19 protein-coding genes are annotated in these 20329 nt (G+C 64.1%); 3 read left to right on the top strand and 16 right to left on the bottom strand.

What is annotated here, in order from left to right; translation table 11 throughout:
• Positions 1–4: 4 nt before the first annotated feature.
• On the bottom strand, positions 5–730 hold the full coding sequence (locus ACX5I4_RS01655; RefSeq protein WP_461835122.1) for a LytR C-terminal domain-containing protein: 726 nt from the start codon (positions 728–730) through the stop codon (positions 5–7).
• Positions 723–1022 (bottom strand): type II toxin-antitoxin system VapB family antitoxin, encoded by a 300-nt coding sequence (locus ACX5I4_RS01650; protein WP_184741705.1) that lies wholly within the window; start codon positions 1020–1022, stop codon positions 723–725. Before ACX5I4_RS01650 ends, ACX5I4_RS01655 begins: the two co-directional genes overlap by 8 nt.
• A gap of 170 nt (positions 1023–1192) precedes the next feature.
• On the opposite strand from ACX5I4_RS01650, the gene ACX5I4_RS01645 reads away from it, so the two are divergent.
• Entirely contained in the window at positions 1193–2104 is a 912-nt protein-coding gene (locus tag ACX5I4_RS01645) for a Cof-type HAD-IIB family hydrolase (RefSeq protein ID WP_461835121.1), read from the top strand.
• Between the two features lie 51 nt (positions 2105–2155).
• Positions 2156–3739 carry a stealth family protein gene (locus tag ACX5I4_RS01640; RefSeq protein WP_461835120.1) on the top strand — a complete coding sequence of 528 codons (1584 nt, stop codon included), beginning with the start codon at positions 2156–2158 and terminating at the stop codon, positions 3737–3739.
• Positions 3740–3743: 4 nt separating this feature from the next.
• Here ACX5I4_RS01640 and ACX5I4_RS01635 read toward each other — a convergent pair whose 3' ends face one another.
• From ACX5I4_RS01635 to ACX5I4_RS01595, 9 genes are all read right to left on the bottom strand, one after another.
• Positions 3744–4685 (bottom strand): phosphodiesterase, encoded by a 942-nt coding sequence (locus tag ACX5I4_RS01635; RefSeq protein WP_461835119.1) that lies wholly within the window; start codon positions 4683–4685, stop codon positions 3744–3746.
• Between the two features lie 115 nt (positions 4686–4800).
• Positions 4801–5664, bottom strand: a complete 864-nt coding sequence (locus ACX5I4_RS01630; RefSeq protein ID WP_461835118.1) for an aminotransferase class I/II-fold pyridoxal phosphate-dependent enzyme — start codon at positions 5662–5664, stop codon at positions 4801–4803.
• Positions 5627–7339 carry an FAD-binding oxidoreductase gene (locus ACX5I4_RS01625; protein ID WP_461835117.1) on the bottom strand — a complete coding sequence of 571 codons (1713 nt, stop codon included), beginning with the start codon at positions 7337–7339 and terminating at the stop codon, positions 5627–5629. The genes ACX5I4_RS01630 and ACX5I4_RS01625 overlap by 38 nt, the downstream gene beginning before the upstream one ends.
• Positions 7336–8103 (bottom strand): amino acid ABC transporter ATP-binding protein, encoded by a 768-nt coding sequence (locus ACX5I4_RS01620; protein WP_461835116.1) that lies wholly within the window; start codon positions 8101–8103, stop codon positions 7336–7338. The genes ACX5I4_RS01625 and ACX5I4_RS01620 overlap by 4 nt, the downstream gene beginning before the upstream one ends.
• Positions 8100–9080, bottom strand: coding sequence for an amino acid ABC transporter permease (locus tag ACX5I4_RS01615; RefSeq protein ID WP_461835115.1), 981 nt, complete (start codon positions 9078–9080; stop codon positions 8100–8102). Before ACX5I4_RS01615 ends, ACX5I4_RS01620 begins: the two co-directional genes overlap by 4 nt.
• Positions 9077–9985 carry an ABC transporter substrate-binding protein gene (locus ACX5I4_RS01610; protein WP_461835114.1) on the bottom strand — a complete coding sequence of 303 codons (909 nt, stop codon included), beginning with the start codon at positions 9983–9985 and terminating at the stop codon, positions 9077–9079. Before ACX5I4_RS01610 ends, ACX5I4_RS01615 begins: the two co-directional genes overlap by 4 nt.
• 314 nt (positions 9986–10299) lie before the next feature.
• Positions 10300–11367, bottom strand: coding sequence for a PDR/VanB family oxidoreductase (locus ACX5I4_RS01605; RefSeq protein ID WP_461835113.1), 1068 nt, complete (start codon positions 11365–11367; stop codon positions 10300–10302).
• Complete coding sequence (locus tag ACX5I4_RS01600) at positions 11348–13048, bottom strand: HAL/PAL/TAL family ammonia-lyase (protein ID WP_461835112.1); 1701 nt, start codon at positions 13046–13048, stop codon at positions 11348–11350. The genes ACX5I4_RS01605 and ACX5I4_RS01600 overlap by 20 nt, the downstream gene beginning before the upstream one ends.
• Positions 13026–13817, bottom strand: coding sequence for an IclR family transcriptional regulator (locus ACX5I4_RS01595; RefSeq protein WP_461835111.1), 792 nt, complete (start codon positions 13815–13817; stop codon positions 13026–13028). The genes ACX5I4_RS01600 and ACX5I4_RS01595 overlap by 23 nt, the downstream gene beginning before the upstream one ends.
• Before the next feature lie 223 nt (positions 13818–14040).
• Here ACX5I4_RS01595 and ACX5I4_RS01590 point away from each other — a divergent pair, with 223 nt between their 5' ends.
• Positions 14041–15258, top strand: a complete 1218-nt coding sequence (locus ACX5I4_RS01590) for a cytochrome P450 (RefSeq protein ID WP_461835110.1) — start codon at positions 14041–14043, stop codon at positions 15256–15258.
• A 384-nt stretch (positions 15259–15642) separates the two neighbouring features.
• Here the strand turns inward: ACX5I4_RS01590 and ACX5I4_RS01585 are convergent, their stop codons facing one another.
• Genes ACX5I4_RS01585 through ACX5I4_RS01565 form a run of 5 tightly spaced genes read right to left on the bottom strand, consistent with a single transcriptional unit; the run spans position 15643 to position 20321 of the window.
• The gene (locus tag ACX5I4_RS01585; RefSeq protein WP_461835109.1) at positions 15643–16725 is read right to left on the bottom strand and encodes a C45 family autoproteolytic acyltransferase/hydolase; all 1083 of its coding nucleotides are present in this window, start codon (positions 16723–16725) and stop codon (positions 15643–15645) included.
• A gap of 6 nt (positions 16726–16731) precedes the next feature.
• Positions 16732–17559: an ABC transporter ATP-binding protein gene (locus ACX5I4_RS01580; protein WP_461835108.1), complete on the bottom strand. Its 828-nt coding sequence runs from the start codon at positions 17557–17559 to the stop codon at positions 16732–16734.
• Positions 17559–18488 (bottom strand): ABC transporter ATP-binding protein, encoded by a 930-nt coding sequence (locus ACX5I4_RS01575; protein WP_461835107.1) that lies wholly within the window; start codon positions 18486–18488, stop codon positions 17559–17561. The genes ACX5I4_RS01580 and ACX5I4_RS01575 overlap by 1 nt, the downstream gene beginning before the upstream one ends.
• On the bottom strand, positions 18485–19375 hold the full coding sequence (locus ACX5I4_RS01570; protein ID WP_461835106.1) for an ABC transporter permease: 891 nt from the start codon (positions 19373–19375) through the stop codon (positions 18485–18487). Before ACX5I4_RS01570 ends, ACX5I4_RS01575 begins: the two co-directional genes overlap by 4 nt.
• Positions 19376–19379: 4 nt before the next feature.
• Positions 19380–20321, bottom strand: coding sequence for an ABC transporter permease (locus tag ACX5I4_RS01565; RefSeq protein WP_461835105.1), 942 nt, complete (start codon positions 20319–20321; stop codon positions 19380–19382).
• Positions 20322–20329 lie beyond the last annotated feature (8 nt).

Raw genomic sequence — 20329 nt, 5'->3', positions numbered from 1 at the left:
GACGTCAAGACTTCGGTATCACCGGCAACTTCGAATTGTCCGCAATCCGTTGGTCTTCGCGCGGGCAACTGAGTTTGCCCGGCGTATTGTCTACGAGCTCGGGCGGCACCAGTGCCGAGAAGCCGGGCGCGAGGATGAGGTCCACTGTGGCATCCGTGCGCTGGTCCTGGAAGTAGTCGGTGCCCGCAATGTTCCGTTGGATGTTGAACGCTGCCGCTTGGCCTCCGGATCCCGAAACAACTACCGCCGATCCGGTGTAGCTCGTGGTGGTGTTGTCGACGCCGCCAACGTCGTATCCCCGGGCTTTCAGCTGGTCAGCCACGCTCTTCGCCAAGCCAGCCCGGCCGGCGGCATTGTAGACATTGACTTTGACCTTGTTGTTGGGCATGTAGTCGAAGACGGTGGTTGGACACAGGGTCGCCGGAGCCTTGCTGGCGACGGCCGAGGGAAAGCGGATCACGCCGTTCATGACTGCCCAGGCGCCCACCACCCCGGCAAGGATCACTCCGACGAGCAGTGCGAGGACGATGCCGTGCAAGAGACGGCGGCTGAACCACCCGGGATGGTTTTCAGGCCCGGGAGTATCGGCAAAAGTGGCTCGTAGTTCCGGCCCGCTGACAATGCGATGCCCGTGCAGGCGTGTCGCATCCTTTGGACGTCTCCGGGACTTCTTCGGAGCACCATTCTGGGGCACGTCCACCTGCTCTTCCGGGAGTGTCTCATTAACCATCTATCACCAGCACCCGGGCGTGGATGGCAGTGCGTTGGTGGAGGGCTGTACGGACGGCACGGTGAAGTCCGTCTTCGAGGTACAACACGCCTTGGTACTGAACCACGTGCGGGAAAAGGTCCCCGAAAAAGGTTGAGTCCTCGGCCAACAGTGCTTCCAGGTCGAGGGTGCGCTTGGTGGTGACAAGTTCATCGAGCCTGACCGGACGCGGCGGCAGCGAGGCCCAGTCCTTGGGCGTGGAAAAACCATGGTCGGGGTACGGGCGTCCCTCGCCCACAGCTTTGAAGATCACTGTGCAAGCCTAAAGAAGTAAGACGTCCAAGGGAACTTACGGGAACACTCCCACCAAGGTTGTGGCCAAATGGTAACCGTAGGCGGCCGGTACCCCCGCAAGCGGAGCCCCCTGCCGCCGTCGGCCGTCACACCGCAGCCGCCGTGAAGCAGGACTGACAGAATGGGATCATGACTGCTCCAATGCCAGGCACCGCGCACCCGGCTGCTCCCGCCCTCGCACTCCTCCTCGACGTCGACGGCCCCGTCGCGAGTCCCGTGACGCGCGACGTGAAGCCGGAAATCATCGCCGATCTTGTGAGTTTGGCGTCCGCAGGCATCCCTGTCATTTTCAACACCGGCCGCTCAGACGCCTTCATCCGCGAGCAGGTCATGGCGCCCATGATCGCCGCCGGAATGCCCGCAGGAACCGTGGTCCACGCGATCTGCGAGAAGGGCGCCGTGTGGTTCAGCTACACCTCGGGCGGCCCCGGCCCCATCCATGTGGACCATGAACTCGCCGTTCCGAAAGCGTATGGCGACGACGTCCGCCGGATGGTGGCGGAGGACTACGCAACGCACATGTTCTTCGATGAGACCAAGCGGGCCATGGTGTCCGTGGAGCAGCATCTGGACGTCCCGAGCGACGACTACCTGGCCGAGCAGAAGCTCTTCGACGCCGATGCCTTGGAGCTCATGGGCCGGCATGGGCTCTCTGCCGCGCTCCTGGACCACCACGCACCAGGGTCCGACGACGCTGCCGACTACCGCCTGGATCCCACCATCATCTCCACGGACATCGAATCCATCCGGCTCGGCAAGGATCTCGGAGCCAGCCGCGCGGTGGAACTCCTCGCCGCGCAAGGAATCACCCCGCAGGCTTGGCGGACAGTGGGTGATTCGCGCACGGACTACGCGATGGCCGATTGGCTCCACCACAATGACCACAGCGTCAAGCACATCGACGTCCGTCCCGCGGACGGTGTGCCCAACAAGCCCTACGATGTTCTTACAGCCACAGACCTCGGCCTGGGCGAGGACGTCATTCACGACGACGCCGGCGGCGCATTCCTGCGCAGCTGGCGTGAAGCCTTGGCGGGCTGAGTCGCTAAACCCGCGTTTCCCACAACCTTTCGGAGAAAAGCCATCACAGTCATGGACCAGCAAGCGATTTACTTCGGTAGCCCCGCCTCCGACGACGACGCGGTCGTTCCAGAACCGACGTCGCCCGCCGTCGAGGCGCGCCTCAAGCACCGCGCCGACGTCGTCCGCCATCGTGGCCGATACAGCTTGCTGAACCGGAACCGCACGCCGCAGCAGGTCATGGTCGAAGATCTCCTCTTCATTCGCGCGGCGTTGGACGCGGCAGGGCTGGATTTCATCCTGGTCCGCGGAAACGATCACCGGCCGGTGATCGCCGTTGATTGGAACCTCCGGAAGAAGCTGCGCCAGGCGTTGGTGTCCGCTTTCCGGAACGAACCGTTCTACTCCATGACCGTGGATGCCCGGAAGAAATCCACCCTGCTGGTGGCGGACGGTGAGCTCTCCAGCAACCGGAAGGCCCGGATCTTCAGGCTGTTCCGTCCACGCGTGGAACCCGGAGGCGGGTTGACCTACGGTCCTTCCCTCGGCGTGCAGCTGGAATTGTGGGAGTTCGACGGCGAGCAACTCGTGCTGCCCGTGGAGAACTCGCTGACCCGGCGAACCATGCTGCGCCAGGACGCCGTTCGGGGCACGGTGAATCGCCACGGGCTGAGCTGGCCAACCATCGAGAACATGTTCGCGGACCACGCGAGCGACATCGACTTCGACGTCGACATCGTCTTTTCATGGGTGGACGGCAACGACCCCGCCTACATCGCGGCCCGCCGCGAGCAGATGAAGGACGTCGTCCTCGGCGAGGGTGACGCCCACGAGGCCCGTTTCCGGCAGATCAACGAGCTCAAATACGCCCTGCGCTCCGTGTACATGTACGCGCCGTGGATCCGCCGGATCTACATCGCCACGGACTCACCCGCGCCGGAGTGGCTGGCCGAACACCCTGACGTCAGGATCGTGCGCAGCGAAGAGTTCTTCAAGGACTCCTCGGTGCTGCCCACCCACAACTCGCAGGCCGTGGAATCCCAGCTGCACCACATTGGGGATCTCTCCGAGCACTTCCTTTACTCCAACGACGACATGTTCTTCGGCCGCCCCGTAGCGCCGGACATGTTCTTCACCCCCGGCGGAATAACCAAGTTCATCGAAGCCTCCACCCGGATTGGACTGGGAGCGAACGACGCCGAACGCAGCGGGTTCGAGAACGCCGCCCGTGTCAACAGGAAGCTCCTCTGGGAGCGGTTCGGCCGCATCACCACGCGCCACTTGGAGCACACCGCCGCTCCGTTGCGCCGCAGCGTGATCGCCGAGATGGAGCGCGAGTTTCCGGCCGAGTTCGCCAAGACGGCAGGCAGCAGGTTCCGCGCGGCGGACAACATCTCCGTGACCAACTCGTTCTACCACTACTACTCGCTGCTCACCGGGCGTGCAGTGACGCAAACTGCCGCCAAAGTCCGGTACGTGGACACCACCCTGTGGTCAGGGCTGCACTACCTGCCCACGCTTCTGGCGAAACGCAATGTGGACTTTTTCTGCCTCAACGACGGCAGCTTCCCCGAGGTGGCCGCGGACGAACGGGCCGGGCTCGTGACGGACTTCATGGAGAAGTACTTCCCGGTCAAAGCTCCGTGGGAGAAGTAGTCCGCTAGCGCCGCGTCATCTCCGGGCGCTTCGCGTCCACCCTGACAGCGCGTTCGTGGGTAGGCCGCTGGGGAATCCGGACACCTGCTTCGGCGAGCCGGCGCCTGGTGGCTTCCGGGCTGACGTACTCGCCGACGGTTGGTGACTTCCCCAACGGCACCACCGAATGCACAATGGTCTGCTCGTAGACGTGCACCAGGTTGAAGGCTTGGGCGCCATCCCGTCCCCGGGTGCCGCCCTGCGGAACGTTGAGGTCCTGCGTGTAGCAGCTCGCGGAAGCCACTGACACGGGGACGCCAGCGAACGTGGCTGTGGTGGAGTAGTGCAAGTGGCCGCCCAGGATGGAACGGACATCGGAATTGCGTACTACCTCGGCCAGCGCAGCTTGCCCGCGCAACTCCACGAGGATGGCTAGGTCAAGGACGCTCGGAACCGGCGGGTGGTGAAGGGCAAGGATGGTGCCGTCGGGGGCAGGGGTGGCGAGCTCCGACGACAACCAGTCGAGCTGGCTCTGGCTCAGTTCGCCGTGATGGAAGCCCGGCACGGAAGTATCCAGCGTGATGATCCGCAGCCCGTTGACGAAGTAGCTGTGATCCACCGGGGCGTCATTGCCGCTCTGGTCGAACAGCCCCGCCCGGAAATTGGCACGGTCATCATGGTTTCCCATCGCCCAGATCACGCGTGCGCCCATCTCGTGGCAGGCGGGCTCGACGATCGCCCGGAGTTTGGCGTAAGCGTCCGGTTCGCCTTGATCGGCCAGGTCACCGGTGAAGATCACGGCGTCGGGGCGGACCTTGGACGCATGGACTTCCGAAAAGAGTTGCCTGAGATGGGCTTCGCTATCAACCGCGCCGTACAGGGGTTCCGACCCTCCCACCAGATGGGAGTCGCTCAGGTGCAGAAGGACGTGTCCTGGCCGAGGATATTCGGCCTCGATGAGCTCCATTACTACCTTCGGGTCGGTAGGAGACGGCGCCTCCAGTGTCTGCCCCAATAAACCCAATCCAACCAGACAAAAGGCTAACGCAGGGTAACTTACGGACGGAATGTTGGAAAATTACTCACGCGCCCCCTCCGAGCGAGTCCACCGCTGCCAGCACGGCCCGCGACGCATCACGTCCGCCGATGGTCACACGCACCCCCTCGCCGTCGAACGCCCGGACCGAAACGCCGTGGCGCACACAGGCTTGCTCCAGCTCCCCTGCCCGCTCCACCGGAATCCACAGGAAGTTCGCGCCACTTTCCGGCACCTGAAAGCCGCGGTTCCGCAGTTTCCCGGCAAGGAACTCCCGCTCCGCCACGATTGCCGAGACGGTCGCGTGCAGGAGCGCTTCTTCGGCCCAAGCTGCAACAGCTCCTGCCTCGGCCACCCTGCTCAGGCCGAACGGCGGCGCCGACCTCCGCAGGTTGCCAACAATGTCCGGAGCGGCGGCCAGGTATCCAACCCGCGCTCCGGCGAGCCCGTAGGCCTTGGAGAAGGTCCGAAGGACCACCACATTGGGGAACATCGCCAGCAGGGCTACTTCGTCCTCTTCCGGCTGGGTGAATTCGCGGTAGGCCTCATCGAGCACCACCAGCACGTTTCCGGGCACCTGGCTGAGGAAACGAACCAGTTCATCATGCTGGATCACGGTCCCCGTGGGGTTGTTCGGGTTGCAGACAATCACAGCTTTCGTGCGCTCCGTGATCGCGTCCGCCATGGCGTCCAGCCCATGCCGGAACCCGGCGTCGAGCGCCACCCGAACGCTTGACGCCCCTGCCACGGTCACCAGAATGGGATATGCCTCGTAGCTGCGCCAGGCATGAACCACCTCGGTGCCGGGCCCGGTGTATGCCGTAAGCAACTGCTGGAGCAAGGACAACGAGCCTGCCCCCACCACCACCTGATCATCCGCGAGCCCCAAGCGCCGTGCGATCGCTGCCACCAGCTCGTCGCCAAAGAGGCTCGGGTAGCGGTTCAGCCCCGGCGGCGGCGGCCGCGATGGCGTCCTGGACAGCGGACGACGGCGGCACGGAAGACTCGTTGGAAGACGCCACCCAGGTGACGCTGCCCAGACCTGAGGCCCGGGAGTAGCTCGGAAGCGCCGCGATGCCGGGTCGAGGCAACGGACGCGGCGACTGGCTCACCGGAGCCTGCGAAACTTGCGGCGAAGTACGGGCGGGCGCCAGGACCTTGCCGGGGTTCATCAGGTTGTCCGGGTCCAAGGCTGCCTTAATTGCGGCCATGACGCCCACCCCGGCGGGATGCTCAGCGCGGAGTGAATCCATTTTGCCGGCACCGATGCCGTGCTCGCCCGTGCAGGTGCCTCCCATCGAGAGTGCGCGGGCCACGAGCCGCCGGTTCAGGGCCGAGGCCCCTGCCAACGCGTCGTCGTCCCCGGGTTTGAGGACAATGGCAAGATGGAAATTTCCGTCGCCCGCATGCCCGGCAATGGGGGCCACCAACCCCGAGGCAACGATGTCTTCCTTGGTGGCGGCGATGCATTCGGCCAGCCGTGAGATGGGTACGCATACATCCGTCAACCACGTGTGCGCGCCGTCCACGAGGGCCTGGCACGCCGGCAGGACGTCGTGCCGGGCCTGCCATAGCCGCTGGCGGTCCGTCGCCTCCGTGGCGAAGTCGAAGCCGCTGCCACCGTGCCTGACGGCGATAGCCTGGATTTGCCCCGTCTGCTCCTCCACTGCGCGTGGAGTCCCGTGGAACTCGAACAGCAAGCTGGCAGTTCCGGGCAATTCGAGCGCGGAGTAGGCGTTGACGGCGGCGATGGTGGTGTCGTCCAGCAACTCCACGCGAGCGAGCGGGATCCCCGCTTGGATGGCTTCCTGCACTACCAGGGACGCCGCCTCAATCGAGGGGAATCCGCAGACGGCGGCCGAGACGGCTTGCGGTTGGCCGTAGACGCGGAGCGTGACCTCGGTAATGATCCCCAGGGTGCCCTCCGCGCCGACGAAGAGATGCGTGAGGTCGTAGCCGGCCGCGGATTTCCTCGCCCGGCCACCTGTGCGCACAATTTCGCCGCTGGCAAGAACCACCTTCAGGCCCAGGACGCTTTCGCGCATCGTCCCATAGCGGACGGCCGTGGTGCCGCTGGCACGGGTGGAGCACATGCCACCGACGCTCGCGTCCACGCCCGGGCCCACCGGGAAGAACAGGCCATAGGAACCCAGCTCAGCGTTGAGGGCGCTCTTCATCACTCCGGCCTGGACCGTGACATCCAGATCCGCCGGGCTGAGGCGCAGGATGCCGGTCATGCCGGAAAGATCGATCGTGACCACCCCGGCCCGGGCGTTGGCACCTCCTTCGAGTCCCGTTCCGGCCCCGATCGGCACCACCGGCACGCCGTGCGCGGCGCAAATCCGTACTGCCGTCGCGACATCTTCCGTGGAGGACGGACGCACAACGGCGTCCGGCAGCCCCGATGGAAGGTGCGAACGGTCATGTGAACGGGCAGTGCGGGCGGCGGTATCGACGGCGACCTTGCCGCCCAGCGCTTGCTGGAGTTCGACGATGGCGGCGGGGACCGCCGTCGGGCGCTCGACTTCAGTGCGTTCGACTTCACTGCCCTCCAGCAACGCGCCAAACTGTGCCGGATTGCTCATGCAAGGACCTTGGACAGGAATGCCTGGGTGCGCGGCTCGCGCGGGTCTTCGAGGACCTGGTGCGGATCGCCGCTTTCCACGAGCTGCCCGTCGGCCATGAAGTGGACCACGTTGCCCACTTCCTTGGCGAAGCCCATCTCATGGGTGACCACAATCATCGTCATCCCTGAGTCCGCAAGCGAGCGCATCACGTCCAGCACCTCACCCACGAGCTCGGGGTCCAGCGCCGACGTGGGTTCGTCAAAGAGCATGACCGAGGGCTTGAGCGCGAGCGAGCGAGCGATCGCCACGCGCTGCTGCTGGCCGCCCGAGAGCTGGCCCGGGTAGTGGTCCTCCTTGTCCGCCAGCCCTACGCGCGCCAACAGCTGCCGGCCTTCCTCGACGGCCTGTTCCTTGGGGATGCGCTGGACCACCGTTGGCCCCTCGATGACGTTTTCCAGGGCAGTGCGGTGTGGAAAGAGATTGAACTGCTGGAAGACCATGCCGATCGATGCGCGTTGCTTCGCGGTCTCGTGCTCCTTGAGTTCGTGAAGCTTGTTGCCGGAGCGCCGATACCCGATCCGCTCACCCTGGACCCACAGCTGGCCGCCGTCGATCTTTTCCAAGTGGTTCATACAGCGGAGGAAGGTGCTCTTTCCCGAGCCTGACGGCCCCAGCAGGCACGCGACCTCGCCTGCATTGATATCCAGGCTGATGCCTTTAAGGACCTCCAGATGGCCGAAGGACTTGCGTATGTCCCGGGCCCGAACGATTGGTTCCTTCACTTGACCTTCTCCAGTTCTTCTGCGGGTCCGCTAGCCGTCGCCAAAGAGGCGCTCGACGCCGGCGGGAGACCGGACTTCGAGAGAGCGTTCGCTGCGGCACTCGGGAGTGATTTGGCGGCTTTCATTGGGGTGAAGCCCCGTTCAAAGTGCCGTTCCACGTAGTACTGGCCCACGGACAGGACCGCTGTGACGGCCAGGTACCAAAGTGCCGCCACGATCAGCAGCGGGATGGTCTGGAACGTGCGCGAGTAGATGATCGAAACCGACGTCAAGAGCTCGCTGTAGCCGATGACGATCACCAGCGAGGTGTACTTGAGCATGCCGATGGTCTCGTTGCCGGTGGGCGGGATGATGACGCGCATGGCCTGCGGGAGGATGACGCGGCGCATGGTCTGTAGCCTCGTCATTCCCATAGCTTTGGCTGCCTCGGTCTGGCCCACCGGGATAGCCCGGATGCCGGAGCGGACAATCTCACCCATATACGCGCCCTCGTTGAGGCTCAGGCCCAGGATCGCCGCGGTGAACGGGGAGATCAGCGTGTTGGTGGAGATTTCGAAGAAGCTGGGGCCGAAGGGAACGCCCAGCACCAGCTTCGGGATCAGCGCCGCCATGAAGAACCAGAACAGGAGTTGGACCATGAGCGGGGTGCCGCGGAAGAACCAGGAGTAGGCCCACGCGGCGGAGGAAAGTATGGGGTTCGGGGACAAGCGGCACACGGCCACGGCGATTCCCAGGACGATGCCGATGGCCATCGAAACAGCGGTCAGCATCAGCGTATTACCCAGGCCGGCCAGCACCGGAGCGGCGAACAGGTATTCTCCCACCGTGCCCCACTGGAACCGCTGGTTGGTGACCATGCCATAGGCCATGAGCGCTACGCCAAGGACCACCACTCCTGCCATGACCCAGCGCCCGCGGTAGCGGGCAGGGACGATCGAGAGATTCTGCTCCTCCTCCGTAGCCGTGTACAGGGTCACTTGGTGGCTCCGTTGACGGTGAACTTCTCGATCACGTGGTCATCCATCTTGTACTTGGCGAGGATCGACTTATAGGTGCCGTCTGCCTTGATCTGCTCCATGGCCTTCTGCACCACGTTGATCAGGTCCGTGCTGTCCTTGGGGAACACGATGCCGAAGAATCCCTCCTGATACGGTTTGCCCATCACCAAGTCACCGTTGCTCTCGGCGGCGACCACTGACCCCGACGTGGTATCGAGCAGGAAGGCGTCCACCCGTCCGCTCTGTAGCGCCAGGACTGCCTGGTTCTGCCCGGCATAGATGGTGATGGCGAGCTGTTCCTTCCCCGCGGCCTGGCATTTGCCGGACTGGGCCGCGGCGTCGGCATCCTCGGTAGTGCCTTTGACGATGCCCACCTTTGCGCCGCACAGATCGTCGAGTGACTTCACGTTGTGCGGATTGGCCTTGGTGGTCATGATGCCGGCGCCTGCCGAGAAGTAGTCCAGGAAGCTGACCTGCTTCTGCCGCTCGGGAGTGTCCGACATCGCGGACATGCCCATGTCATAGCGGCCCGACGCGAGGCCCGGGATGATGGCGTCGAAAGCGATGTTGTCGAAGGCGAGGGTAACGCCGAGCTTCTTCTCGAGGGCGTCCGCGAGCTCACGGTCGATTCCGACGATGGTCTTTCCGTCCTTGTCGATGGACTCGAACGGAGGATACTCGACGTTGCTGGCCACCTTGATGGTGCCCGCCCCCTGGATCTCCTTGGGCAACTGGCCGAAGAGCGGCGCCTTTGCCGCATTTGCCGCTGCGCTTGCGTCGCCACCCGCACTGGCCGAGCCGCCACAAGCGGTCAGTCCGACGACGGCGGCGAGTGCAATGGCCACGAGGGCCGGCTTACGGAGGGAGAATTCAGAAATATTCAATGCGTGCTCCTTGGGTTATTACGGCTTAGTGCGAACTATGGAACAACTGCTGCCGGAATGGAAATTCAGAAAGAGTCTCTGCGATCTTGGATCAGCATAGAGATGAATTGGACGCATCACAATAGCCATTCGGCGTGAATTCAAAAGTACTTCTAAATGACAAATGCCGGATCCGAAGAGCATCGGATCCGGCATGTGAAAATGGGCAGGCTAAATCGAAAGCCGTTGAAATCCCAGCCCCCAGGCGGGCCCATGACCCGCACCAGGGAGGCCAATTCGCCCCGCAAACAAAGGGGAAGCCGCCGTTGATCGGCCTAGAGTTCCAGCACCAACCTCTCCCCGCGGCAGCGTGAAACACAAATCATCATTGTTTCATTTGAGGCACGTTCTTCGTCACTGAGAATTTCATCGCGATGATCTGGAATTCCAGCCAAAACCACCGTTTCGCACGTCCCACACGTTCCTTTTCTGCAGGAATTCAACGCGGGAACTCCCGATCGCTGCAGGGCATCGAGAATTGTCTCGGTTTCCGCAACATCAATTTCAAGTCCGTCAGCGGTTTCCACCACGAAAGGCAAGTTGTCGCGGGCGGCGTTCCCGATATCCTGCCCGGAACCGGCGGGGGCAGAACCGGCGGGGCCGGTCCCGGCGTCGGGCTCGGCGTGACCGAAGTCCTCGAAGAGCAGCTGCGGAACCACGCCGGCCCGGTGGGCCGAGCGGAGCTCGCTGAGCAACCGCGGCGGGCCGCAGGCGTAAACCGTCGAGTCCGCGTTGAGCCCTTCTTCCCGGAGGTAGCCAATCAAGTCCAGGGCGCCGGAAACGTCTTTGGCATGGATCCTGGTTTTCGTCCCAGCGGGGTCAAGACCGGCAATCTCGTCCAGGAAAGCCATCGAATGAAGGTTGGACCCCAAATACAACAGTTTCCAAGGCTCGCCGGCCGCCTGCGCTGCGCGGATCATCGGCAGCAGGGGCGTGATTCCGATCCCGCCGGCCACGAAGACCTTCTCCCCAGAACCCGCCGTTCCACGGAAATTGTTCTTGGGGCCCCGGACATCGAGGACATCCCCCGCCCGCAACTCCTCGTGGACAAAACTCGATCCGCCCCGGCTGGATTGCTCGCGCAACACTGCGATGCGCCAAGCGGACCGATCCTCAGGCTCGGAGCAGAGGGAGTATTGGCGCAGTATTCCGTTGGAAAACAGCACATCGATGTGGGCGCCAGGCTCCCATACCGGCAGCGCACCGCCGTCGGGATCCTTGAGAATCACCGAAACGACCCCGTCCGCCTCCCTCCGGAGCACACTGACCGCTACTTGAAAGAAGCCTTTTGCAGCGAGCACCGCAGTGCCCGGCTGGGCAGCGTCAGTGGCCTGGAGCATCATCGATGCCTCCGCCGATCGCGGCGTTCACTGCGGCCACGACAGCCCCGGCGTGGACCAGTTCCCCGGCTTTGCGTAGCCGCGGATACAGGACAACGTCCTGCTTGATGTGGCCGATCGCCCGGCCGTCGGCTGCTGCGGTGGAACGCAAGAGGGCCAGGGCGGCCAGGCTCGCTGCGGCAGGTTTCGCCCCTGCCGTGGCGGACATGTCCATCCGCAGTTCCAAGGCCTGCGCGGCCATCAGCAACTCCACGGCGACCACAGACTCGATGTTGGCGACAATCTGGCGCGCGTGCCGCCCCGCGTTGTTGGCCATGGACACATGGTCTTCCTGGTTGGCACACGTCGGGATGGAGTCCACGCTGTCCGGGTGCGCGAGGGTCTTGCAGTCGGATACCAAGGCGGCGGCAAGGTACTGGGGCAGCATGTAGCCGCAGTCCATACCGATCTGCTCGCTTGCAACGAGCATGTCCGGAAGGCCCCGGTTGAGGGTGCCGTCGTCGAGCCTGAAGAGCCGGCGCTCCGTGATGTTGCCGATTTCGGTGACCACGATCGAGATGAAGTCTGCCGCGAACGCCACGTACTCGGCATGGAAGTTGCCGCCCGAGACCGCCTTGAGCGTACGGGTGGGAGGCAGCGACGGGAAGATCAGGGGGTTGTCCGTGGCGGCATTGATCTCGTTGTCGATGATGCCTGCGGCGAACTCCAAAGTGTCCTTGACCGGACCGAAAACCTGCGGGATGCACCGCAGCGAGTATGCGTCTTGGGGCGGCTGGCGCACAGGGTCCCGTCCGGCGTCGCCGTCCACCAACCCGCTGCCGGAGAGGAGCTCACGCAGACGCGCAGCCACCTCGATCTGGCCGCGCTGGCCGCGGGCTTGGTGGAGCTCGTCAATGAAGGCATCTCCGAAGCCCAGGAGTGCTTCGATGGTCATAGCCGCGGTGATCTGGGCGGTTTCGAGGAGGTTCTGGGCGTCGAACAAGGCCAGCGCGGCCTGGGCGCAGGAGAAAGAAGTGCCGTTCAAAAGGGCCAGGCCGTCCTTGGCACCGAGCGGCAGCCGCTCGATTCCTGCGTGGGCCATGGCCGCGATCCCGGACACCACCGTACCGTCCACAAAGGCCTCGCCGGAGTCGAGTTCCTCGTCCTCGCCAGCGTGGGAGCGCGACATGACAATCGCCACGTGGGCCAGCGGGATGAGGTCGCCGGAAGCGCCCAGGGAACCGTATTCGGGGATAGCCGGGTACACGCCACGGTTGAGCATCTCCGCGAGGGTCTTCACGATGTCCGCCCGCACACCCGAGTAGCCCTGCGTCAGGCTCACGATGCGGATGAACATGGTTGCCCGCACCACCTCTTCGTCCACATAGCGGCCAACCCCGGCGGCGTTGGAGAGGACCAGGCGGCGGGAGAGCTCTGCGGCGTCGGACGGCTCGTCGAAGGCCTTGCGGCCGGCGAGGGAACCAAAGCCGGTGTTGATGCTGTAGATCGGCGCGGTTTCCTTCCCTGCCCGCATGTCATCCATGACGCCGTCCAGCCATTCCTGGCTGGGTTTCATCCGCGCCAAGGCTTCCTCATGCACCACGACGGGACGCCGGTAGCGGGCAACCTGGATCAGATCCTGCAGGGTTGCACGGTGCGTCCCCAGGACCACCGGCGCTGTATCAAGCAGAGTTTCGAGCGTCATCGCTTACCTCTCGTGTTGTTCTGCGGCTTGCGAGGGAACCAAGCGACGCCGCCAGGTTCTCCGCTGCCTCGTTCATTGTCTTCAAAGTCGAATTCAGCCACGCCCGGGACCCGCAGCGGTTCTCCGGGCCGGCAACGTTGAGTGCGCATACCGCTTCGCCGCCCAGCATCACCGGTACGGCCACCGAGACGGCGCCTTGATCCAGCTCGCCCCGCGAGACTGCCCAGCCGGAAGATCGGATCTGCGCCAGGCTGAGCAGAATCTGCTCCGCGGAAGGCGAGTTTTCAGTGAAGCGCGGAAGGTCGCCGTCGAGCACTTGGCGTACGACGTCGGCCGGCGCCCACGCGAGCAGCGTCCGGGGGCCGGCGCCCGCCGTCAGCGGCAGGAGCTCGTTGACCGCGAAAGTGTATTTGAAGGCCTTGTCCGGTTCCGCGCGGCGCAGGCACATGGCCTGCGTACCCACCCGGATCACCATCACGGCGGTTTCCCCCACGGCATCCACGATGCTTTTTAGCACAGCCGTGCCAACTTCGGCGAGATGGCTCTGCGTCAGGTGCCGTCCGGACAAGGCCAGCAGCGCGTGCCCCGGCCGATAGATGCCCGCGTCCTCCTGGACGAATCCACGCTCTCGAAGCTGGCGAAAGTAGCGATAGGTGGTGCTCACGGGAATGCCCAGCTTGAGCGCCACGCCCTCCACGGTGGTATCTCCGCTGTCCGCGATTTCCGAGAGGATCATGAGGCCCCGCTCAAATGAAGTGTGGGTTGCCACGCGATGCCTCCTTCCTCGATCGATCACCCTATGCCGCCGGTCACGAACTGATCGTGCAGGGTGCCAAAGCATTGCGACAAACCAGATTCCCACAGAGAGAGAATGATGTTTAGCCATTGCTCTTTGAGACCGATACTTTGATGCCACGAATCCGCTTGTCCGCCCCTACGGGAGTTGGCCGCGGATTGGATCTCAGCAAAAATCGACGGTAATGAGGCCCACGATGTCACTCAGCACTCCCCCGCAAACCATTCCCGTCCTCTCTGGCCCGCAGGACGATCCGTACACGGACGAAAACCTCACCAACCCGTATCCCCTGTTCGAACGGATGCGGGCGGCCGGGCCGGCAGTGTGGCTAGAGAAATACGGTGTCCTGGCCTTCGCCGGCTTCGAGGAATGCAAAGAGATCCTGGAGGACTACCGCACGTTCATCTCAAGTGCTGGCGTGGGCCCCAAGAACCTGCACCACGAGCCCGCTTGGCGTCCGCAAGGCATCCTGGAATCGGATCCCCCCGTCCACGGACCGATGCGCGCAGCAATGGCAGGTGTCATATCTCCGCGCGGAGTGCGCTCCCTGAGGGCCCGGTTTGAAGAGTTCGCCGAGGAGCTCGTGGACAGGCTGATCGAGCGGGAAACCTTCGACGGCGTCACTGACCTCGCCGAGTTGTTTCCCATCCGCGTCTTTGGCGACGCCGTCGGCATCCCTCGCGAAGGCCGCGAAGCCAATCTTCTGCCGCACGGAGCCATGAACTTCAGTTCCTTCGGGCCCGACGACGAACGGTCCCGCGAGTTCTTCGAAAAGGGCGAACCCACGCACCGCTGGGTCATGGACAACTGCGCCCGGGAAAACCTCTCCCCGGATGGCATGGGAGCCCAGATCTGGGAATTCGCCGACCGCGGCGAGATCACCCCCGAACAGGCCGCCTTGCTGGTACGGGCCATGCTCTCCGCGGGCCTGGATACCACGGTGTTCTCGATCGGGAACACTCTGCAGGCTTTGGCTGCGCACCCGGAGCAATGGGCAAGCTTGCACGCCAATCCCCGGCTGGCCAAGTTCGCGATCGACGAGGCGCTCAGGTACGAATCGCCGTTCCAGTCCTTCTTCCGGACCGTTGCGGCGGACACGGTGTTCCGGGGCATCCCGCTGCCTGCCGGAGCCAAGGTACTCCTCTTTATGGGCTCGGCCAACCGGGATGCAGCGCACTGGGGGGCCACGGCCGACGAGTTCATGATCGACCGCAACGCCGGCGGCCATCTCGCCTTCGGCATGGGCATCCACCAATGCGTGGGCCAGCCGATTTCCCGGCTTGAGATGGACGTTCTCTTCACGGCCATGGCCAAGCGGATCAAAGCTATCGAGCTGGTGGGCGAGCCCTTGCCGTACCTACACAACACCCTCCGCGGATGGCGCTCCCTCCCACTGCGCATCACGGCGGCATAGCTCCAACGCTCGCTCACTTTTAAGGCATTTTTCCCGAACGCTCGCTCACCTTTAAGGCACTTCCCACCAACGCCCGCTCACCTTTAGCGCACTTTTCCCGAACGCCCGCTCACCTTTAGCGCACTTCCCACCAACGCCCGCTCACCTTTAAGGCATTCTTCCCGAACGCTCCTGCACCATGGCCGACAAAAGTGAGCGAGCGTCCGCCCAAAGGGCACCAAACGTGAGCGAGCGTCCGGGTTAACGCGCGACGGCGGGCTGCCGCACCGAAGTGCCGCAGCCCGCCGTCGTCCGCGAGCCAGCCAAACGTGAGCGAGCGTCCGCCGAAAACGCGCCAAAGGTGAGCGAGCGTCCAGGGGCTGGGGACGCGGGGCGGTCCGGCGCTCAGCTGGCCGGCGGCGTCATCACGAACCACTCGTGTGCGCGGGCGTCGATCGGCGTACCGTTGGCGACGCGCATTTCCCGTTTCCGGTTTTCCATGGTGACAGTGGCGAGCGTCGCCCAGCGATTGCCGAATGTCGCATCCGGCTTGGGAACGCAGCAAATCCCGGGCTGCTCAGGGTCGGAGTACAGGAAGGGCAGGATGTCGTCCACACCAGTCGATTCCGGATACCTGCCCAGTCGGGAATGCACCAACGCCAGCCGGTCCTGCGAGTCGGGGTCGTAGAGACCGGGCTTTTCGCCTTTGCCCAAGGCCTCGTCGAGGAAGTGGTTGGTGTGGGCCAGGGTACCGTTTTCCGGCAAGACAACCACCACCGACGCGGGGCTGATTTCCACAGTGACGGCCCTTGTTTCATCCATGACGGTCAGTGCGCTTGAGGTAGTGACGCGAGCGGAGCGCACAATCTCCACACCCTCTTCAACCGAGGACGCATTGGCCAGGATCTCTGCCGCGAGCAGATGGATCGGCACCCCGCTCGGCCGGTCATCCACATGACCCAAGATGTTCAGGAAAACCGACACCCCGGCGTCGTTCATTCCGATCTTGCCCAGCATGCCGTGCTCGGTCAGCCCTACGAAATTCCGCTTGGTTCCGACCACGCTTTGAAGATGCCAGTGCGGGTCGAGCTCTTCGTGCCAGTCCCAGGTCTGCACGCCGAAAACATGATCAGCCACCCTGCCGATCGTGGAGCATTCGCCCGGCCTGGTCCCGAGCGCCTGCGACAGGATCTCGGTCCGGGCGTTGAGGGCGCCGATCTGCCAGAGGTCCACGCCGGCCCCTGCGGAAACACCCCTCATCTCATCGAGAAGTCCGGGCGACCAGTCCGCCACCGCATCCATGATCCGTTCCGCGTCCGAGCGAACGGTTTCCTCCTTGAGGCCTACCGTGTGGAAGAGCTTCAGGTAGAGCTCGATTCCACCCAGAAGGCTCTCCCCCAACGCCTCACTGCGTTGGACTCCCCGTTCGAAGGGGCTCAAGGCATCGATGGCGATGATGGCAGGTCGGGTCTCGATTTTCTGGTTCATGGATAACTAACTCGCGATCTCTGAATTGAGGTGTTCTATGACTCCGCGCCGTGGCTTCCAGCCGGGCTTCGGCGCGCACTCCAAGAGGAGCTGGGTGTACGGGGACTGGGGACGGTCGAGCACGTCGTCCACCATTCCCCGCTCGAGGACCTGGCCGTGGCGCATGACGATCACGTCGTCGGCGATGTTGCGGACCACGGACAGGTCGTGGGTGATGAAGAGGTAGCTCAGGCCCTTGTCGCGACGCAGTTCATGCAGGAGTTCGAGCACTTGCGCCTGCACCGAGACATCGAGGGCGGAGACCGCCTCATCAAGCACGATGATTTTAGGCTCCGCGGCGAAGGCCCGTGCGATGGCCACGCGCTGCTTCTGGCCGCCAGACAACGCAGAGGGCAGGGATTGTGCGTGGGCATCAGTCAGGCCGACGCTCTTGAAAAGCTCCGAAACGCGTTCTTTGCGTTGCGATGCAGTGAGCGGGAAATGCGCGCGGAGGACTTCGTCAACCGCGCTACCTACGGGCAAGCGCCGGTTCAGGGAGCCGTTGGGATCCTGGAAGACCATCTGCACGGCACGGGCGCGGCTGCGCTGTTCCTTTCGCTTGAGCGACGCCGCGACGGGGGTTCCAGCAATAGCCACCTCGCCCGAATCCTTCGTCTCGAGGCCCACCAGAACCCGCGCCAAGGTGGTCTTCCCCGATCCGGATTCACCCACCACCGCCATGCAGCTTCCTTCCCGCACCGAGACTGACACGTCGTCCAAAGCGCGCACTGGCTCGTGCTTGCGGCCGCTGCTGAAGGTCTTGTTGAGGCCTGATATTTCGATGATGTTTGCCATTACAGGGCGCTCCCGATCTGTGTCTCGGCGGACAGTTCAACTGCGGAATGCCCGACGGCGGTGCTGCCGCCGCTGGTGCGGCTCCCGCCGTGGTGCGTGCCGCCGTCGTCCGCTCGCGGTGGGACGCCGTCGTGAACGGCTCGGGTGCCATCGAGCGTCGGCCGGATGCTCATCAACATCTGGGTGTACGGGTGCTGCGGGTTGTCCCGGATCTGTTCCGGAGTGCCGATTTCCACGATTTCCCCGTACCGCATGACCGCCAGGCGGTCCGTGACGGCAGCCGCGAGATCGAGATCGTGCGTCACGAAGATCATGGACATCCCCAGGTCCCGCCGTTTCTCGTCGAGGATGGCCGCAACTTCAGCCTGTGTGGTGACGTCCAGGGCCGTCGTCGGCTCATCCGCCAACAGCAGCCCAGGCCTGCCGGAGATTGCACCGGCGATGACGACGCGCTGGAGCATGCCCCCTGACAATTGGTGCGGGAACGCCTTCAGCACCCGGTCCACACTGCGGATTCCCACCTGCTCAAGCATCTCGCCGGCGCGGATGCGCGCAGCCCTGGCATTGCGACCATGGGAATCCGCCATGCCTTCGAGCAGGTAGGTCTCGATCGGCAGCACCGGGTTGAGCGCGGCATGCGGATTCTGCGAAATCAGCGCGATCTTGCTGGCGCGAAGCCGGCGCATCCGCTCCCCGGGCAGGGTCCTGAGATTCTCGCCGTCGAAGACGATGTCCCCGGTGACCACGGAGTTGCGCGGCTCGATGCCGAGAATGCAGCGCAAGGTCATTGACTTCCCGCTGCCGGATTCGCCAACCAGGCCGATTGCCTCGCCGCGTTCGATGGTGAGCGAAACGCCTTTGAGCACGGGCTTGTGGGCGCCGGACTCGGGCTCGATGATGGCGAGCTCCAGGTTGCTGATGTCAATCATTGCTTGCTCCTTCCTGCGGCTGCGCGGCCGCCCAGGCGTTCGCCGATGTAAGCCATGGCCGCGACCGTGGCCACAATGCACACGCCCGCGTAGAGGCTCTGCTCGGGGAAGCCCTGCTGCAGAGACTCCTGGCCGTTGGAGATCATGAGGCCCCAATCTGCCGCCGGTGGTTGGATGCCGAGGCCCAGGAAGGACAGCGCAGCCAGGTCCACAATGGCGTAGCCGAAGTTGATGGTGGAGCCTGTGAGGATCTGCGTCCACACATTCGGCAGGATGTGGCGGAGGGTGATGGTGAAGCCGTTGATTCCCTGAAGCTCGGCCGCCTTGACGTACGGCAGGCTCCGTTCGCGAAGGGCCACGCTGCGGATCACGCGGGCACTGTAGGGGACGTACGCGACGGCGAGCGCGATGGACGCCGTCACCAGTCCCGGCCCGAAGATGGCAACCCCAAGGATGGCCAACAGCAGGCTGGGGAAGGCGAAGAGCACATCAAGGACCCGCCCGAGGAAGGCATCCACTTTTCCGCCGAACCATACTGCGGTGAGGGCCATCATCGATCCCGCAACCGCTGTAGCGACGACGACGATCAACGGGCCCACGAGGCTCGTCCGGGCGCCTGCAATCAAGCGGGAGAAGATGTCCCGCCCGGCCTGGTCCGTGCCGAGGAAATGCTCAGTGCTCGAACTCAGGTGCCGCTGCGTGACCGAGCCGACCGTGGGGTCGTAGGGCACAAAGAACTGGCCAACCAGGGCTGCCAACACCACGACGGCGACGATCCCCGCGCAGATCATGCCGATCCAGCCGAGCCGGCGCCTTAGCGCGGCGAGGCGTCCTGGTGATGGAGTGCTGGAGGCAGCCGCAAGGACTGCGGTTTCGCTTGCCGTCATTTGTTCACTGTCCCTTCTTCAGTCGGACGCGGGGATCGATCACGGCGTAGAGCAGATCGACCACGAGGTTCACGATGCCGAACGCCACCACCATGATGAGGGCGATCGCCTGCACCACGGCGAAGTCCTTTCGTTGGACCGAATTCACCAGCAAGGCACCGATCCCGTCCAAGGTGAAGGCGTATTCCACCACGAAGGCACCCGCGATCAGGCCCGCAATCTGCATGCCGACCGCCGTCGTTACCGGCAGCAGCGAGTTCCGGACGGTGTGGCGCCAGAGAACGATCCGCTTCGGCAAGCCACGGGCGACGGCGATCAGCACGTGCTCCGATTCGCTCTCCTCGACGATCGCCGTCCGCGTGATCCTTGCAACGACGGCGATCGAGGGCAGCGACAACGCCAAGGCCGGCAAGGTGAGGTGCCAGGCCCGGTCGACGACGCCGTCACCGGCGCCGAAGACCGGGAACCAGCCCAGCCCCACACTGAAGACCGACATGAGGACGAGTGCCGCGAAGAATGTCGGGACAGCAATCCCCAGGTTCGATGCGAAGATCACGATCCGCTCAGCCATTCCGCCGCGGGTCCCGGCAGCGATGCCGAGCCCGATTCCGCAGACGATGATCAGAACCGCCGCGAAAGCCGCGAGCGAGAGGGTGGTGGGAATCCGACTGGCGATCAGGGTTCCTACGTCCTGCTGGGTGAGCAAGGAGCGGCCCATGTCTCCCGTGAAGACCCCCGATAACCAATTCCAGTAACGGACAGGAAGGGGATCGTCGAGGGAGTACTGGCTCCGGATGGCCACCAATACCTCAGGGCTCACTGTGCGTCCCTGGACCAAGAACTGCTCGGGGCTGCCCGGGGCCAGGTACAGGGCGCCGAAAACGATCATGCTTGAGGCAATCAGCACTCCACCGAGCGCCAAGAACCTGCGGACTAAGAATCTCAAGACTGCCG

It is taken from the genome of Arthrobacter sp. MMS24-S77 (assembly GCF_054888235.1).
This window is presented reverse-complemented; position numbering and strand designations above follow the sequence as displayed.

Coding starts and splice junctions, on each gene's coding strand:
- ACX5I4_RS01605 (WP_461835113.1), bottom strand. CDS start 11,367: ATGATGCTCCAGGCCACTGACGCTGCCCAGCCGGGCACTGCGGTGCTC.
- ACX5I4_RS01590 (WP_461835110.1), top strand. CDS start 14,041: ATGTCACTCAGCACTCCCCCGCAAACCATTCCCGTCCTCTCTGGCCCG.
- ACX5I4_RS01640 (WP_461835120.1), top strand. CDS start 2,156: ATGGACCAGCAAGCGATTTACTTCGGTAGCCCCGCCTCCGACGACGAC.
- ACX5I4_RS01580 (WP_461835108.1), bottom strand. CDS start 17,559: ATGGCAAACATCATCGAAATATCAGGCCTCAACAAGACCTTCAGCAGC.
- ACX5I4_RS01570 (WP_461835106.1), bottom strand. CDS start 19,375: ATGACGGCAAGCGAAACCGCAGTCCTTGCGGCTGCCTCCAGCACTCCA.
- ACX5I4_RS01635 (WP_461835119.1), bottom strand. CDS start 4,685: ATGGAGCTCATCGAGGCCGAATATCCTCGGCCAGGACACGTCCTTCTG.
- ACX5I4_RS01645 (WP_461835121.1), top strand. CDS start 1,193: ATGACTGCTCCAATGCCAGGCACCGCGCACCCGGCTGCTCCCGCCCTC.
- ACX5I4_RS01585 (WP_461835109.1), bottom strand. CDS start 16,725: ATGAACCAGAAAATCGAGACCCGACCTGCCATCATCGCCATCGATGCC.
- ACX5I4_RS01600 (WP_461835112.1), bottom strand. CDS start 13,048: ATGACGCTCGAAACTCTGCTTGATACAGCGCCGGTGGTCCTGGGGACG.
- ACX5I4_RS01655 (WP_461835122.1), bottom strand. CDS start 730: ATGGTTAATGAGACACTCCCGGAAGAGCAGGTGGACGTGCCCCAGAAT.
- ACX5I4_RS01575 (WP_461835107.1), bottom strand. CDS start 18,488: ATGATTGACATCAGCAACCTGGAGCTCGCCATCATCGAGCCCGAGTCC.
- ACX5I4_RS01625 (WP_461835117.1), bottom strand. CDS start 7,339: ATGAGCAATCCGGCACAGTTTGGCGCGTTGCTGGAGGGCAGTGAAGTC.